The organism is Bradyrhizobium sp. AUGA SZCCT0105 (assembly GCF_018129565.1).
GTDB lineage: Bacteria > Pseudomonadota > Alphaproteobacteria > Rhizobiales > Xanthobacteraceae > Bradyrhizobium.
On sequence record NZ_JAFCMK010000004.1, the window covers coordinates 176,676 to 192,217 of the forward strand.

Here is a 15,542-nt window from a genome sequence, read left to right on the forward strand (position 1 = left end):
CCCACTTTCGGATCCGCTCAATGGCATGAAGCCGGCGTCGGTTGACGCCGGCTTTTTCTTCGGCGGTTGACCGCCACGCTCACATTCGCGGCATTTCATCTATCTACCTGAATGTTATGCGCTTTTAGATCGTGCCTCGAACTTGAAATGCGGACTTACCAATTTATATGTTCGTCTGAACATATTTGGTGAGCGATGATTGGAACGACGACTGCCGCCGCGCTGCCGGCCTCCCGGCCCAAGGGACGCCGCAGCAAGGACATGCCCGACGGCCGCCAGGCGCTGCTGATCGCGGCGACCGAGGCCTTTGCGAGCCTCGGTTTCGACGGCGCCGACCTGCGTAGCGTCGCCGCGGCAGCGGGCGTCGCGCCGAATCTCGTGCGCGTCCACTTCGGCAACAAGGCCGCGCTATGGGAGGCCTGCCTCGACCGCATCGTGACGCTTGCGGAGCCTGTGATGGCCGAGGTGCACACCATCGCCACCGACACGCGCCGTTCGCTGGCCGACCGGCTGCGCGATCTCATCATCCGCGTCGCCACGTTCTATGCCTCGCATCCGCAGGTGAGGGACTTCGTGGTTCGCCACGGTGCGGAAGCGCCGGAGCGCTCCGCAATGGTGACCGAAAAGCTGCTGCGTCCGGCCTATGAGAGCGCGCGCGAGCTCTTCGAGGCCGGCATCGCGGCGGGCATCATCCGCAGCAGCCATCCGGCGCTGTTCTTTGCGTTGCTCAACGCGGCGCTCAACCAGCCGCCGGCCTTTCCGATGCTGCTCGGCCGGTTTGCGCCCGAGATCGATCCCGAGACAGGGCGGACGCAGCTGCTCGATACGACGATCGCAACGCTTCTGCATCTTCCGCCGTCGCAAGCCGACGCCGAACCCGCAGCCGGCAACGGCCGCAAGCCGCTGTCGTGACATCCAGCCTCGACCAACACTTCAACCTGCCAGTGAGAGAGTGATCCATGAAACTTCGTCTTGCCCTCGTGCTTCTCGGTGCAACCATCGCGCCCGCCATGGCCCAGTCCGGACTGAACGAATCCATGCAGCGTCAAGCCTGCATGGGTGACGCGGTCCGCCTGTGCGGCGCCTACATTCCGGATCGCGGCCGGATCAGGGATTGCATGGCGGCGCAGGTCGAGCAGCTCAGCCCGTCATGCCGCGCGGTGTTCGATGCATCGGTGCAGGCCGAGCGATCGCCGTCGCGGCGTTGATCCTCGCCGCCGGTCCCAGAATCATGCGTCCAGGCAACAGGTCGCAGCCAACAGCGGTTGTCCGAGGAGCAGTCCTCGCAAATCCGTGAAAACACCTCCTTCCGTTAACCTTTGATTAACCATGCGGTCCGATTGTTAACCATTCGACAAGAGAACCGAGTCAGAGGCGATGGACGCAACTCAACAGGTGGCACGTCAGCAGGTCCGCATGCGCGGCCGTTCCTATGTTGCGTTCGTTTTCTCGCCCGTCGTGCCGGTCGTGTCCTGGCTCGCCGAGATCGACGCGACGCTGGGAAAGTCGCCGGGCTTCTTCGCCGGCAAGCCTGTGGTGCTCGACCTTTCGGCGGTCGACCTCAGCCAGGCCGCGATCGCGCATCTGGTCGGCAGCCTCGCTGAACGCAACATCCGCATTCTCGGCATCGAGGGCGTCGACGAATCCAAGCTCGGCGCCAACCTGCCGCCGCTTCTGACCGGCGGCCGCGCCTGCGCGATCACCCATGTCGAGCCGAAGACGCCGCCGGCGCAGGAAAAGAACAAAGACAAGGACAAGACCAAGCTGCCGTCGCTGCTGCTGGAAAGCCCGGTGCGTTCCGGCCAGTCGATCGTGTTCGCCGAGGGCGACGTCACCGTGCTCGGCTCGGTCGGCTCCGGCGCCGAGATCGTCGCCGGCGGCTCGATCCATGTCTACGGCACGCTGCGCGGCCGCGCGATGGCCGGCATCAACGGCAATTCGGCGGCCCGGATCTTCTGCCAGAGGATCGAGGCCGAACTGCTCGCCATCGACGGCTACTACCAGACCGCAGATGAAATCGCCGACAGCTTGCGCAACCGGCCCGCCCAGGCGTGGCTCGAGGGCGAGATGCTGCGCATCACAGCTTTGAACTGATCGACCACAAGGAGAGAGAGAATGGCCAAGGTATTGGTCGTGACGTCTGGGAAGGGCGGGGTCGGCAAGACGACCTCCACCGCCGCGCTTGGCGCGGCGCTCGCGCAAATGGGCCAGAACGTCGTCGTCATCGATTTCGACGTCGGCCTGCGTAACCTCGATTTGGTGATGGGCGCGGAACGGCGGGTCGTGTTCGACCTCATCAATGTGGTGCAGGGCGTCGCCAAGCTGCCGCAGGCCTTGATCCGCGACAAGCGGTTGGAGAATCTCTGGCTGCTGCCGGCGTCGCAGACCCGCGACAAGGACGCGCTGACCGAAGAAGGCGTCAAGCGCGTGATCGCCGATCTCAAGACCAAGTTCGACTGGATCCTGTGCGACAGCCCGGCCGGCATCGAGCGCGGCGCGACGCTCGCGATGCGCTATGCCGACGAGGCGATCATCGTCACCAATCCGGAAGTGTCGTCGGTGCGCGATTCCGACCGCATCATCGGCATGCTGGATTCCAAGACGGCTCGCGCCGAGCGTGGCGAGCGGGTCGAGAAGCATCTGCTGGTCACCCGCTATGACAGCGCCCGCGCCGCGCGCGGCGAGATGCTGTCGATCGACGACATTCTGGAGATCCTTGCCACGCCGCTGCTCGGCATCGTCCCCGAAAGCCAGGACGTGCTGCGCGCCTCCAATGTCGGCTGCCCGGTCACGCTGAACGCTGCAAGCAGCGCGCCGGCGCGGGCCTATACCGACGCGGTGCGCCGCCTGATGGGCGAGGCGGTCGAGATGATCGTGCCGGTCGAGCGCAAGGGGTTGATGGACCGGCTGCTGCGACGGAGGGCGGCATGATGAACGTAATGCGGCTGTTCGGCGGCCGCTCTGCATCGGCGCCCGTCGCGCGGGAGCGGTTGCAGATCCTGCTTTCGCATGAGCGCGGCCGGACCGGCACGCCGGACCTTCTAGAGATGCTCCGCTCGGAAATCCTGGGCGTGGTCTCCAAGCATATCGATGTCGATCCCGACAAGGTCGTGGTCCGGATGGACCGGGGCAAGTTCGTTTCGATGCTCGAAGTCGACATCGAGGTTCCCAACGGCGTGCAACGATCAAAGATGGTGGCGGCCACATGACAGCAGACAGCAACAGTCACATCGCCTGGCAGCGCGCGCAGCTGAAGAAGCTGCGTGCGGCGTTGAAGGCGATCGAGGTCGATCAGCTCGGCAAGGCCAATTGCGGCCGCGCGACGCAGATGACGATCGACGAATTGCAGCGCAAGATCGGCGAATCAGGCCGCTGCATCGCCGAGTACGAGCGCCGCACGCGTCGTCCGTTGGCAACGGACCGCGGCAGCCTCGCCAGCGTCAGCTGGACGCACTGGAACGCCAACATGCCGATGGCCAAGTCGCAGCGCCATCGCGCGTGAGAGCGCGGGCGAACGGCGCTGGCCTATAGCAAAAACGCCAGCGCCGTCTCGCACTGGTCCTCGATCTTGAGCGTGAGCAGCTCGTCGGCGCGGGTGCGGCCGAGATTGACCCCGGCGATCGGCAAGCCGCGCTGCTCCGCCATCCGGACGAAGCGAAACCCGGAATAGACCATCAGCGAGGAGCCGACGACCAGGAGAGCGTCGGCCTGCTCGAGATGCGCCTGCGCCGACGCAACGGTGTCGCGCGGCACGTTCTCGCCGAAGAACACCACGTCGGGTTTCAGCACGCCGCCGCAGGCCTCGCAGGCCGGCACCACGAACGACGAAAAATCCTGCTCGAGATCGGCATCGCCGTCAGGGGCATCGACGGCATCGAGCGCGAGCCAGGCGGGATTCAGCCGCGCCAGCTCGCCCTGAAACTGCTCGCGGGGCGTCGTCGCGCCGCAGCCGAGGCAGCGCACCACATCGAGCCGGCCGTGCAGGTCGATCACGCGCTGGCTGCCCGCGGCCTGATGCAGGCGGTCGACATTTTGCGTCAGCAGCAGCTCGCAGCGGCCTTGTTGTTCGAGCTTCGCCAGGGCGCGATGCGCACCATTTGGCATCGCGCGACCAAACCGCCGCCAGCCGACCATGCTGCGCGCCCAGTAGCGCTGGCGCGTCGCCGCCTCACCCAGGAATGCCTGGATCGTCACCGGCCGCGTCCGCTTCCAGTTGCCGTCGCTGTCGCGATAGTCGGGAATGCCGGAATTGGTGCTGCAGCCGGCCCCGGTCAGGACAAACAGGCGCTGGTGGCCGGCGACGAAATCCTCAAGGGCGGGGTGCTGCATGGCAGCACATCTAGTGTGGCGGGCATGCCTGCGCCAGATGTGGGGCCTGCCAGATGAGGACCCTTCGCGTGGCCTCTGCGTTGACCGCATGGCGGCCGGGGAGGGATGTTGCAAACTGTCTTGCTTAGCGCAATTGCCGAGGGAGAGACCGATGCGGCCAGGATTCATCGTCGTCGTTTGCGGCCTGATGTCCCTGCTTTTGTCGCCGTCCCATGGCGAGGATGCGGGCGTGTCCGGCGAGCAGGCGTTCAATAATTCTTGCCGCACCTGCCACACCGTCAAGGAGGGGGACAATCGTGTCGGCCCGAACCTGCACGGCATCATCGGCCGCAAGGCCGGATCCTTGGCGAACTTTCCCTGCTCGGAGGCGATGAAATCATCCGACATTGTCTGGGATGACAGCGCGCTGCTGCGCTTCATCGAGGATCCCGAAGCCGTGGTGTCGGGCAACGGCATGAAGCCGCATACCGGCGTGCGCTCGGCGGAGGATCGCGCCAAGATCGTCGCCTTCCTGAAATCCCCCGGCAAGTGAGCGTTGCCGGAATGCCGGCCTCACCGTGCCGGCAGCACAAAGACCTGGCCGGGATAGATCAAATTGGGATTACGGATCTGCTGCGAGTTGGCCCGATAGATCACCGCGTAGCGCTGGCCGGCACCCAATGCGCGCTGGCTGATCCGCCACAGGCTGTCGCCGCGCGCCACGGTGGTCGTGGTGATCTTCGGCACGATCACGGCGGAGGGTGAGCTCAATGCGGCGGTGGTTGCCGCCGCAACCTGCGGCGTGGTCCCATCCGTACGGCCGGACGATGCCGCAGGCGCCGGGATCGATGCGGTCGTCGTCGTGTCCGGAACGTTGAACGGCACTTCGGCACGCGCGCGGACCTTGCCTGAGCCGGGGTCGACGTCGTCAAGCCGGATCCGATAATCGCCGGTCGTTACGCCCTTGTTGATCGTGACCGAGAGGTGCCCCGCTGCGTCGGCAGTCGCGGATGTGATCAGACTGTCGTTGAGATAGAGCCTGACGTTCGCGCCGGGAGTTGCCTGAGCGCTGACATGGAGCTTGCCGCCCGGTTCGGTCTCGACGGCCTCGACAGCCACCTTCCCGTGCGTCGCTGCCGCAGGTTGCGACAGCACGCGGATCGGCTTGTCCGGCGCCATCAGCGCGACCATCGGCCGCTCGCTGGCCGCAGCGTCGAGCGCCACTGCCACGCTCTGCTTGGAGGTCATCTGCTTGCCGTCATGCGTGATGCGCAGGGTGAGGTCATAGTTTCCCGGCGGAAGCGGGCGCGGCACCATGACGAACTGGCCGGACTTGTCCGCCACGGCGCGATCATGCACCTCGCCATTGCGCAGCAATTCCACCGTCGCGCCAGGGAGCGCCCGGCCGGCGACAACGGTCTCGCCGGTCGGCTCGATGCTGACGACGTCGAACTCCGGCACCGCGTTGCCGCCCGGTGTTGGCGACGGTCCTGCCAAAGCGTTGGCCAGCGCCGCGGTCTCGGTCTGCGTCTTTGCCAGCGCAGTCTTGTCTTGGTCTTGCGTGGGCGCGGATGGCGCCGTCGCCATCAAGCGGGTGTTTACGCCCAGGATCTGTTGGGTTTGATGGATGCCGAAGATGAACGCAGCGGTGCCGCCGGCCGCAAGTGCCAGCAACGGTATGGCCAGTCTCATCGCCGTGACGTTCATGACGGTCATCCCCGGATGAATCGACCCGCGCATCCACGCGCGCGACCCTGCAGCCCTGTGGGGAGTCCGGAAAGAGACTGCGCCGATTTGCGCGGCCCATCAAGTCGAATGAAAGGACTACTCCTCTCGGGCAGGCTGGCCGACGCCGCAGCTGTAGGGGATCGCGTCTGGCTCAGAACCCCGGCGGCGCATTGCCTATTGCGAGTACGTCAGCTGCTCTTCCGTCACCACGCGCTCGATATTGCCTGCCTTGCTCCTGATTCGGTATCGAAGCCGCCCGTCTGCCTCAATCGGCATGCGTTGAATGATGGTGTAGACCGCCGGCTCATCGGCCTCGGCGCGACCTTGCGGCCCCTGGGCCCGGTGGTGAACGTCTTCATTCAGCTTGTAGGCATATGACATCTGTCCACCTCTGCAGTTGGGGGTGCTCTCACGCAGGACTGTGCTGTGACGCAATGGAGCTGTGGCTTCCCGTATGGACGCGGCTTGCTGTTCGATAGCCGCGTCAGGCCTCTCCGGAGTCCGCAGGAGCACGTTGGTTACATTGACCGAATTCGCCGCAAATAGCCACCGAATACTCGCCTTCGACCAAGGATGGGTGAGAGTGTTGGGTGGGTTCCCGGCCGTTTGCGGCCTCAATTGCCATTTGATCTCCGCAGGCAGATGCTGCCAGCCAATGGTACAAGGGAGAGCAACATGAGCAAGGCAGGTCTCGACCACCGGCATCCCAACAAGGATGGCGAAATCAGCGGCAAGCACGGCAACACGCTGCTCCGCACCTTGCGCAAGGTTTACGGGCCAGGTTTCGCGGCGGGTTATCCCGAAACCGAGAAGCTGAGCGATGTCCTGGCTGCGTTGAACGAGACCTCGCTGAGCCAACTCCGCAGAGATCATCAGACCGGCCACCTCGCGCACAAGATCGCCAAAGCTTCGAAGTAGGTGCTGAGCGGAACCGCAGCTCAGAACTCCAGCTCCGCATTGTCCACCACCTCCTTCATCACGAAGAAGGTGCGGGTCTGCCGCACACCGGGCAGCGCGATCAGCTGGTCGCCATGGATGCGGTTGAAATCCTCCATGTCGCCGACGCGGATCTTGAGGAAATAATCGAAGTCGCCGGCGACGAGGTGACAGTCGAGCACGAACTTCAGCTTCGCCACCGCCTGCTCGAAGCTCGCAAAGCTCTCCGGCGTCGAGCGGTCGAGCACGACGCCGACCATCACCAGAGCGCCCTTGCCGACCTTGCGCGGCGCGACCATGGCGCGGACGCCGCTGAGAAAGCCCTCGTCGAACAGCGCCTGGGTCCGGCGATGGCAGGTGGCGGGGCTGACGCCGACCTGGTCGGCCAGCTCGGCGTTGCTGAGCCGGCCGTTCTTTTGCAGCAATCTCAACATCTTGAGGTCGATGCGGTCGAGTCGGGCGGACATGGAAGAATCTCTCATTGTTAGCCAGTAATGTGAGAGAAAACATATCATCCAGTGCAAATTCAGCAATCTTCGGCGATCGGGCGGCCTGACTTAGAGAGCACCTTTCGCAGCTGTAGTGATAGTTCTGGCCGCCGTTCCAGACCACCAAAGAGGATGCCAGTATGCTGGAGAAGTTCGCACGCTACCCGCTCACCTTCGGGCCGACCGCCATCGAGAAGCTCGATCGGCTGTCCAAGCACCTCGGCGGCAAGGTCGAGCTCTATGCCAAGCGCGAGGATTGCAATTCCGGGCTCGCCTTCGGCGGCAACAAGCTGCGCAAGCTCGAATACATCATCCCCGACGCGATCGCCTCCAACGCCGACACGCTGGTGTCGATCGGCGGCGTGCAGTCGAACCATACGCGCATGGTTGCGGCGGTTGCGGCCAAGATCGGCATGAAGTGCCGGCTGGTGCAGGAAAGCTGGGTGCCGCATGAGGACGCAGTCTATGACCGCGTCGGCAACATCCTGCTCTCGCGCGTGATGGGCGCGGATGTGCGCCTGGTCGACGAAGGTTTTGACATCGGCATCCGCCAGAGCTGGGAACAGGCGATCGAGGAAGTGAAGGCGGCGGGCGGCAAGCCCTACGCGATCCCGGCCGGCGCTTCCGTGCACAAATATGGTGGGCTCGGCTATGTCGGCTTCGCCGAAGAGGTGCGCGCGCAGGAGCGTCAGCTCGGCGTCAAGTTCGACTACATCATCGTCTGCACGGTGACCGGCTCGACCCATGCCGGCATGCTGGTCGGCTTCGCCGCCGACGGGCGCGCGCGCAACGTGATCGGCATCGATGGTTCGTTCACGCCTGCGCAGACCAAGGCACAGGTGCTGTCGATCGCGCAGAACACCGCTGATCTGGTCGAGCTCGGCCGCGACATTGTCGAGGATGATGTCGTGCTGATCGAGGACTACGCTTATCCCGCCTATGGCGTGCCGTCGGAAGAGACCAAGGCGGCGATCCGGCTCAGCGCGCGGCTGGAGGGCATGATCACCGACCCTGTCTACGAGGGGAAATCGATGCAGGGCATGATCGATCTGGTGCAGAAGGGTTTCTTCCCGGCCGGGTCGAAGGTGCTCTACGCCCATCTCGGCGGCGCGCCGGCGCTCAACGGCTACGCCTACGCGTTCAGGAACGGCTGAGGCAGGCGACGCTTCTCATTTCGTAGCCCGGATGGAGCGAAGCGCAATCCGGGACAACCGAGGCCCCGGATTTCGCTTCGCTTCATCCGGGCTACAGGTCCCGTCCGTCCTGCGTCAGGTCCGCGTCAGCTTCGCCCGGTATTTTCGTCGTGCCGGGCGAGTCGGGAGACCTTCGCGTGAGGATGATGAATGCAGCCGGCCGAGCCATCGCCGCGCTCGGCGTCGGCATCGTCGCGGTGGGGCATTGGTTTTGGGCTTACCCGGGCCACGGCGCCGTGTTGCGCGCCCGCCTGCTGGCGCTGAACCACGCGGTCGAACTCTATGCCGGCATTTTCCTGATCGGTATCGGCGTTCATGGGCTGGCATCCCGCTGCTGGTTCAGCGATCCAAATCCGCCGGCGCAGTCTTCGGTTCGGGAGCCGCAATAGCGTCCGCCTGGCGCGGCGGCTGGACTATGTCCGGGTTGACATTTCAGGAACATAATAGGAACATGCCATGTGTAACCAGAGGGTGTGGTGATCGCCTCATCCGCGGCGGTATTGCGTGGCCGCTGGACCAAAGGCCAAGCCGCGCACCACTTGCGGATGAATTTCTCCGCCTCCTATAAGGGGTTGTGGCTGGGGAGTGCATGTCATGAGAGTTGCGATCTGGGCGGCCGTTGTGGCCGCGTGGCTGTTTGCGTCCGCAACTCCATCGAGCGCCCGCGGTCCCTACGGCTCGATCACGGTCGGCAATTGGAAGGGCGGCGCCTTCACCGACGACAAGAGCGGTGCGTTCACGCATTGCTCGGCGGGGAGCACCTACCAGAGCGGCATCTTCTTCATGGTGGCGGTTGCCGCGAATGGCAGCTGGCGGCTGGGCTTGGCTCATGACAGTTGGCGTTTGACGCCGGGCGAAGCCTTTCCGCTTGCGCTGACCTTCGACGGCCAGCCTGCGTTCAATGTCTACGGCATGCCGCTCGGCGAGAAGCTCGTGAATGTCGAGATGCCGGTGAATTCGGCGCTGATCAACCAGTTCCGCAAGGCGCGCCAGATGACGGCGTTCGCGCAGGGGCAATTGTTTCAGTTCAACCTCAATCAGACCGCGCAGCTGTTGCCGGCGCTGCTCAACTGCGTGGTCTCGGTGAAGAAGAACGGCGTCTCCAACGCCGGCGAGTTCGCGGTCGCGACAAAGCCTGCGGCCGCGCCGCCGCAACAGGCTGCTGCACCCAACGCGCCGCCCGCGAAGCAGGCGAGATCAGGCACCGGCACCGGCTTCGTCGTCAGCGATAGCGGTCACGTCGTCACCAACCATCATGTCGTCGATGGTTGCAGCGAGATCACGGGCAATCTGAGCGGTGCGGCGGCTGTCAAATTGCGGTTAGTGTCCGACGACGAGACCAACGATCTCGCGCTGCTGCAGGCGCCGTCCCCGTTCAAGGATGTCGCGAGCATCCGGCAGAACTCGATTCGGGTTGGCGACGGAGTCGTGGCGATCGGCTACCCCTATCATGGCCTGCTGACATCCGATTTCACGGTGACCACGGGCATCGTTTCTTCGCTGAGCGGCATCCTCAACGACACGCGTCATCTGCAGATCAGCGCCGCGGTACAGCCCGGCAACAGCGGTGGGCCGCTGTTCGATCTCGGCGGCGCCGTGGTCGGCGTGGTGGCCGCGAAGCTCGACGCGGTCAGGATGGCGCGGGCCACGGGATCGATCCCGGAAAACATCAACTTCGCCATCAAGACCGGCGCGCTGCGCGACTTCCTTGACAACAGCGCGGTGATGTACCGGACCGCCGAATGGCGCGACGGGACCAAGAAGGAGACGTCCGATATCGCCAAGGATGCGCGCGGCTACACCCTGTTGATCACCTGCACGGTGGACGAGCAGAGCGCGAGCGCGAAGAAGGGCAATTGAGACCTCCGCTACTCCCTCTCCCCATCCTTACGGCAGGGCGATCGCATATGGCGATCGGCCACACGTCATTCCCTGCGAAAGTCCGGGCAGCCGCCGGCTACTTTGCATGGGGTTGTTTTCGATATTTTGGCCGTGCGCGCCTGCGACGTACGGGCGGGTATCAGCCGAGCCGGCGCAGCGTATGCACCGTGATCTCGGCCGGGCAGTTCAGCCGCACCGGCGCAAGGCTGGTGCCGGCGCCGGCCGAGGTGTAGCCGGCAAGTTCGCCGAACCGCCAGGCGCCCCGGCCCATCCGGCGCGGCAGCCGCGCCTCCAGCTTGATCGCGATGCCGCCGGGCAGGCAGAGCTGGCCGCCATGGGTATGGCCGCTCAGCATCAGGTCGAAGCCGGCCGCTGCCGCCTCGCGATAGGATTCCGGCGTATGCGCGAGCAGGATCGAGAACGCATCGCGCGGGATCGCCGCGGCAGATTTTGCAATGTCGTCGGTGCGATAGAAATGCGCATCGTCGATGCCGGCGAGATGGATCGTCGCGCCATCGCGCGTGATCGGCTCCTGCTCGTTGAACAGCATCCTGATGCCCATCGCTTCCAGCGCCGGCGTCATGCGGATGCTGTCGTGGTTGCCGAGGATGCCGTAGAGCGGCAGCTTGATCAGTGCGCAGAGATCCTTCATCAGCGCGAGACTGGTTTCGAACGGGCCAAACGTCTTGCCGCGATAATCGCCGGTGAGGACGCAGATGTCGCAAGCGACATAGCGGACGATGTCAGCCAGATGCCGCATCGCTCCCTGGCTGATGTCGGCGTGGAGATCGCTGAGATGAAGGATGGTGAAGCCGTCGAACGCCGCCGGCAGGCGCGTCGACGTCACCAGGTTGCGCCTTACCTCGACCCGGTCGGCGTTGCGCCGCGCGCGGCCATGGAGGCCGGTCAGCTTGAGCGCAGTTTCGACGACCCATGGCGCCAGCTTCCAGTTCTCGACGTTGAACACGAGTGTGCCTTGGCCGAACAGTTGCTTCTCATGCGCGGCCTCGATTCCGAGTCGGCGCACGACGTGATCCGCGCCGATCCGCTCGACCAATCCCTGCAATGCCGTGTCGGCCATCGTCCCCCGTGCGGCCCGCGATGCGAAACGCGAACCCGGCGCGACACTATCATGCGCAATCCCGGCGGGGATACCGCGGAAGCTCAGACCATGGGGACGCGCTTGGCGGCAACCGCGGCCGGCGAGATCACCTCGATGTCGAGCGGCACCTGCCAGCGCTCGGTGAAGCGGACCTGCGGCGGCGTGTTGGCTTTGCGCGCACCCTGCAGCACGAAGCCGTCATAGCCCGAATTCATCACCTCATTGCATTTCTGCACATAGATCGGGAAGCCGCCGATATAGGGCATGAACACGCGGGGACGGCCCGGGATGTTGGCGCCGACATACCAGGAGCTGCAGGTCGAGCGCAGCGATACCGTGGAGACGTCGTTGACATGGGCGACCCAGGCGTCCTCATCGTCGCGGACCGCCTCGATCGTGCCTGCGCCGATGTCGCGCATGTGGCTGATGCAGTCCGCCAGCCAGTCGACATGCTGCTCGATCGCCTGGATCATGCTCGCGAGCACCGATGGGCTGCCGGGCCCGGTGATCATGAACAGGTTCGGAAATCCCTCCGAGGCGAGGCCGAGATAGGCGCGCGGGCCGGCCTGCCATTTTTCGGCGAGCGTCTGCCCGCCGCGGCCGGTGATCGCGATCTTGTCGAACGAGCCCGTCATGGCGGCAAAGCCGGTGGCGGAGACGATCGCATCGAACTTGTATTCGGTGCCGTCGACCACAATGCCCTCGGTGGTGAAGCGCTCGATCGGCGTCTTCGACACGTCGACCAGCTTCACATGCGGCAGATTGTAGGTCTCGAAATAGTTGGTATCGACGCAGAGCCGCTTGCAGCCGAACACGTTTTGCGGGCACAGCAGCTCGGCAGTGGCGGGATCCTTGACGATGCCGCGGATCTTCTCGCGTGCGAAATCGGCGATGGTGTCGTTGGCGGCCTTCTCGAACAAGAGGTCGCCGAACGCGCCGAGGAAGGGCAGGCCGCCGCGCTGCCAGGCTTCCTCATACAGCCGCTCGCGTTCGTGCTCGCTTGCCTGTAAGGCGGGCTGGGCGTTGAACTGAAAGTAGAAGCCGGTCGGGCGCGCACGTGCTTTCGCGCGCAGCTCCGGATAATGCGCCTTGGCTTCCTTCAGATACTCCGCCGACAGGCGCTCGTTCCATGCCGGCACCGACCAGGTCGCGGTACGCTGGAACACGGTGAGCTCGGACGCCTGCTGCGCGATGATCGGGATCGACTGGATCGCGGACGATCCGGTTCCGATGACGCCGACGCGCAGGCCGGTGAAGTCGACACCCTCATGCGGCCATTCGCCGGTGTGATAGATTGGTCCGCGGAAATCCGCCATCCCGGGGAAAGCGGGTCGGTTCGGCGCCGACAGGCAGCCCACCGCCATGATGCAGAATTTGGCGGTGACCCTGTCGCCGCGATCGGTTTCGATCAACCAGCTGCCTGCCTTCTCGTCGAACGTCGCCGCGGTGACGCGGGTGTCGAACACGATCTGGCTGCGCAGGTCGAAGCGGTCGGCGACGTGGTTGGCGTAGGCGAGAATTTCGGGCTGCGGAGAATATTTCTCCGACCAGCTCCAGTCCTGATCGAGTTCCTCGGAGAACGAGAAGGAGTATTGCAGGCTCTCGACGTCGCAGCGCGCGCCGGGATAGCGATTCCAATACCAGGTGCCGCCGACGCCGCCGCCGGCCTCATAGACCCGCGCGGTGAAGCCGAGCCCGCGCAGCCGATGCAGCATGTACATGCCGGCGAACCCTGCACCGATCACGACGGCGTCGAACGTTCCACTTTCGGCAGGGCGCGCAGCTTTGCGCGCGGTGCTCTCCTGAGCCATGGCCCGTCTCTTCCCTATCTCTTGTCGTTATGACTTGTCCGCGCCTCGGTGGACGCGTTGGGCAAAAGATTAGGGCGAGGGCGACGCGGCCCGCAAGCACATGGGTTGCCGCGCCGGGTATGGCTCCTATGCCGCTGGGCGGAGGGCTGCGGTATCCGGGCGCTGCTTCAGGCGAGGCGCTGAACCTTGCGCGCGAGGCCGCGAACAGCAAGAGCGGCAGATGACGGAACAGGGGACTGTCGTCAATCCCTGTGATCTTGAGACCCTCGAATCTCGTCGGGGTCGGCGCAGTCGGATATAGTCCGGGCTATCGAACCTCTCGAGAGCAATGGGCCGTCCATATGGCGCAAGCCCGAAAGCGATCCGCCTCCGATATTGAGGCTATGCTACGGACCGACCGATTCGATCTCGCGGCGTTGCGCGAGGTCGCTGGTGACAAGACCTTTGCTCGCGGCAGCGCTTATCAGGCGGATCGGCGGGTGGAGATCATCACGATCGACGAGGCCCGCGTGGTTGCGCGGGTAGCAGGTACTGAAATCTATCGCTGTGAGCTGACCGGCCAAGGCGAGATCTTTTCCGGCGCTTGCACTTGTCAGGCCTTCGCCGATCGAGGCTTCTGCAAGCATCTGACCGCGGTAGCCTTGACCGTCAACAATCTGGAGCCGGACGAACTGGGACAGGCCTCGAACCGGCTTGGCAAGATCCGTGATCATCTGCGCGCGAAGGGCATCGATCGTCTTGTCGAAATGATTATTGGACTCGCTGAGCGCGCTCCCAAATTGCTTGAGGAGCTGGAGCTGTCGGCCGCGCTCGACTCGGCCGACGATGCCACGCTGAGCGCACAACTCAAGAGAGCCATCACTGACGCGACCCGCGTCCGCGGCTACATCGAATATCGCGACATGCGCGACTGGGTGCGTCACATTGATGGCGCACTTGATCGCATTTCGGTTCTGCTCGGAGGCGGGAGAGCGTTGCTTGTCCTCGAACTGCTCGATCATTTCTTCGGACGAATGGACGAGGCGCTGACCAAGGTCGATGATTCCGATGGCGGCGGGGGAGCTTGCTACGCGCGGGCCTGCGAAATTCATCTTGCCGCCTGCGAGCAGGCAAAGCCTGATTCCATCGAATTGGCGCGCGTGCTGTTTGCCCGCGAAGTCAATTCCGACTGGGACTTCTTCTTTGGCGCGAGCGAGACCTATGCTGATGTCTTGGGTACGGCGGGGCTAGCCGAGTATCGCAGGCTGGCGACCGAAGCGTGGCAAAAGATAAGATCCAGGCGAGGGAGGCGAACCGAGATCCGGACCGGCGGAGAATATGCGCTTCGGGCTATGATGGAGCGCTTTGCTGAACGAGACGGTGATGTCGACGCGGGCATCGCCATTCGGGCGAGTGATCTGTCGACTGCGTATGACTATCTCGGTATTGCTCAGCTCTGTCTCGACAACGGACGGGAACAGGAAGCGCTGAAATGGGCTGAAGAGGGGTTGTGGAAATTCGAGGATGAGCCCGACCAGCGTCTGGTTCTCTTTACCTGTGGTCTGCTTCAGCGCAGCGGCCGAAATGAAGACGCCAACGAACGGCTCTGGAAGCTGTTCAGTCGGGAACCCAGCGTCGAGCTGTACCTGCGATTGAAATCCGACGCCGGCGATTGCAACGCCCAGATCCTCGTCCGCGACAAGGCCATCGCCGCGCTGAGCGTCCGAGCGGGGAAGTCTGGTTCGCAATCGGAATGGAGTGTGTTCGGAGCAGCCGAGGTTCTGGTTCGAGTGCTCATGGCGGAGGGTCTGCTGGCAGACGCATGGGCGGCTGCCGACAAGCACGGATGCCGCGAAATTCTGATGGAAGAACTCGCCAGGGCGAGCGAAACGGATCTTCCTGCCGAGGCGTTGAAGGCCTATGCTCAGCTGGTCGAACGCAAGGTTCGGCTAGGTGGCCAGGGCAACTACAGCGACGCTCACGCTATGATCAAACGGATGCGGCGGCTTGACGGAGCCATCCAACATTCGGCCTACCTCGCTGACCTCATGACGCGCCACAAGGCGAAGCGGAATTTTATCAAGCTGTTGACGTCGAAGATGGTATCTTGAGGTTG

The 15,542-nt window shown here is 64.2% G+C and carries 18 protein-coding genes; 11 read left to right on the forward strand and 7 right to left on the reverse strand.

The genetic code is table 11. The features are described from left to right. Nucleotides 1-195 precede the first annotated feature (195 nt). The 6 genes from JQ573_RS20445 (at nucleotide 196) to JQ573_RS20470 (ending at nucleotide 3,502) form a co-directional block, all read left to right on the forward strand. The gene (locus tag JQ573_RS20445) at nucleotides 196-912 is read left to right on the forward strand and encodes a TetR/AcrR family transcriptional regulator (protein ID WP_249132051.1); all 717 of its coding nucleotides are present in this window, start codon (nucleotides 196-198) and stop codon (nucleotides 910-912) included. Nucleotides 913-959: 47 nt separating this feature from the next. Continuing rightward, the gene (locus JQ573_RS20450) at nucleotides 960-1,208 is read left to right on the forward strand and encodes a hypothetical protein (RefSeq protein WP_212316731.1); all 249 of its coding nucleotides are present in this window, start codon (nucleotides 960-962) and stop codon (nucleotides 1,206-1,208) included. 169 nt (nucleotides 1,209-1,377) lie between these two features. Continuing rightward, nucleotides 1,378-2,094: a septum site-determining protein MinC gene (minC, locus tag JQ573_RS20455; RefSeq protein WP_212316732.1), complete on the forward strand. Its 717-nt coding sequence runs from the start codon at nucleotides 1,378-1,380 to the stop codon at nucleotides 2,092-2,094. Nucleotides 2,095-2,115: 21 nt separating this feature from the next. Next, nucleotides 2,116-2,931, forward strand: a complete 816-nt coding sequence (minD, locus tag JQ573_RS20460) for a septum site-determining protein MinD (RefSeq protein WP_212316733.1) — start codon at nucleotides 2,116-2,118, stop codon at nucleotides 2,929-2,931. Further along, the gene (gene minE / locus JQ573_RS20465; RefSeq protein WP_171948207.1) at nucleotides 2,931-3,209 is read left to right on the forward strand and encodes a cell division topological specificity factor MinE; all 279 of its coding nucleotides are present in this window, start codon (nucleotides 2,931-2,933) and stop codon (nucleotides 3,207-3,209) included. Before minD ends, minE begins: the two co-directional genes overlap by 1 nt. After that, nucleotides 3,206-3,502, forward strand: a complete 297-nt coding sequence (locus tag JQ573_RS20470; RefSeq protein ID WP_092122321.1) for a hypothetical protein — start codon at nucleotides 3,206-3,208, stop codon at nucleotides 3,500-3,502. The genes minE and JQ573_RS20470 overlap by 4 nt, the downstream gene beginning before the upstream one ends. 23 nt (nucleotides 3,503-3,525) lie before the next feature. Here JQ573_RS20470 and JQ573_RS20475 read toward each other — a convergent pair whose 3' ends face one another. Next, nucleotides 3,526-4,497, reverse strand: coding sequence for an NAD-dependent protein deacetylase (locus JQ573_RS20475; RefSeq protein ID WP_312011548.1), 972 nt, complete (start codon nucleotides 4,495-4,497; stop codon nucleotides 3,526-3,528). Between JQ573_RS20475 and JQ573_RS20480 the strand changes: the two genes are divergently transcribed. Further along, complete coding sequence (locus tag JQ573_RS20480; protein ID WP_312011549.1) at nucleotides 4,481-4,861, forward strand: c-type cytochrome; 381 nt, start codon at nucleotides 4,481-4,483, stop codon at nucleotides 4,859-4,861. The two genes, JQ573_RS20475 and JQ573_RS20480, sit on opposite strands and share 17 nt — an antisense overlap. Before the next feature lie 20 nt (nucleotides 4,862-4,881). On the opposite strand, the gene JQ573_RS20485 is transcribed toward JQ573_RS20480, so the two are convergent. Both JQ573_RS20485 and JQ573_RS20490 read right to left on the reverse strand, forming a co-directional pair. Further along, nucleotides 4,882-6,015: a LysM peptidoglycan-binding domain-containing protein gene (locus JQ573_RS20485; RefSeq protein WP_249132053.1), complete on the reverse strand. Its 1,134-nt coding sequence runs from the start codon at nucleotides 6,013-6,015 to the stop codon at nucleotides 4,882-4,884. Between the two features lie 195 nt (nucleotides 6,016-6,210). Further along, a complete protein-coding gene (locus JQ573_RS20490) occupies nucleotides 6,211-6,417 on the reverse strand; it encodes a hypothetical protein (protein ID WP_092122331.1) in 207 nt (68 codons plus the stop codon). Between the two features lie 294 nt (nucleotides 6,418-6,711). Here JQ573_RS20490 and JQ573_RS20495 point away from each other — a divergent pair, with 294 nt between their 5' ends. Then, nucleotides 6,712-6,954, forward strand: coding sequence for a hypothetical protein (locus JQ573_RS20495; protein WP_176534192.1), 243 nt, complete (start codon nucleotides 6,712-6,714; stop codon nucleotides 6,952-6,954). Between the two features lie 20 nt (nucleotides 6,955-6,974). Here the strand turns inward: JQ573_RS20495 and JQ573_RS20500 are convergent, their stop codons facing one another. Then, complete coding sequence (locus tag JQ573_RS20500) at nucleotides 6,975-7,439, reverse strand: Lrp/AsnC family transcriptional regulator (protein WP_092122337.1); 465 nt, start codon at nucleotides 7,437-7,439, stop codon at nucleotides 6,975-6,977. A gap of 161 nt (nucleotides 7,440-7,600) precedes the next feature. On the opposite strand from JQ573_RS20500, the gene JQ573_RS20505 reads away from it, so the two are divergent. After that, nucleotides 7,601-8,614, forward strand: coding sequence for a 1-aminocyclopropane-1-carboxylate deaminase (locus tag JQ573_RS20505; RefSeq protein ID WP_212316739.1), 1,014 nt, complete (start codon nucleotides 7,601-7,603; stop codon nucleotides 8,612-8,614). 125 nt (nucleotides 8,615-8,739) lie between these two features. Here JQ573_RS20505 and JQ573_RS20510 read toward each other — a convergent pair whose 3' ends face one another. After that, nucleotides 8,740-8,970: a hypothetical protein gene (locus tag JQ573_RS20510; protein WP_212316741.1), complete on the reverse strand. Its 231-nt coding sequence runs from the start codon at nucleotides 8,968-8,970 to the stop codon at nucleotides 8,740-8,742. A 277-nt stretch (nucleotides 8,971-9,247) separates the two neighbouring features. Here JQ573_RS20510 and JQ573_RS20515 point away from each other — a divergent pair, with 277 nt between their 5' ends. Further along, nucleotides 9,248-10,513: a S1C family serine protease gene (locus JQ573_RS20515; protein WP_212316742.1), complete on the forward strand. Its 1,266-nt coding sequence runs from the start codon at nucleotides 9,248-9,250 to the stop codon at nucleotides 10,511-10,513. Between the two features lie 160 nt (nucleotides 10,514-10,673). Here JQ573_RS20515 and JQ573_RS20520 read toward each other — a convergent pair whose 3' ends face one another. Beyond that, nucleotides 10,674-11,615: a metallophosphoesterase gene (locus JQ573_RS20520; RefSeq protein WP_212316743.1), complete on the reverse strand. Its 942-nt coding sequence runs from the start codon at nucleotides 11,613-11,615 to the stop codon at nucleotides 10,674-10,676. 83 nt (nucleotides 11,616-11,698) lie between these two features. Then, a complete protein-coding gene (locus JQ573_RS20525) occupies nucleotides 11,699-13,447 on the reverse strand; it encodes an NAD(P)/FAD-dependent oxidoreductase (RefSeq protein ID WP_212316744.1) in 1,749 nt (582 codons plus the stop codon). 383 nt (nucleotides 13,448-13,830) lie between these two features. Here JQ573_RS20525 and JQ573_RS20530 point away from each other — a divergent pair, with 383 nt between their 5' ends. Beyond that, a complete protein-coding gene (locus JQ573_RS20530) occupies nucleotides 13,831-15,537 on the forward strand; it encodes an SWIM zinc finger domain-containing protein (protein ID WP_212316745.1) in 1,707 nt (568 codons plus the stop codon). The last annotated feature ends 5 nt before the right edge of the window (nucleotides 15,538-15,542 follow it).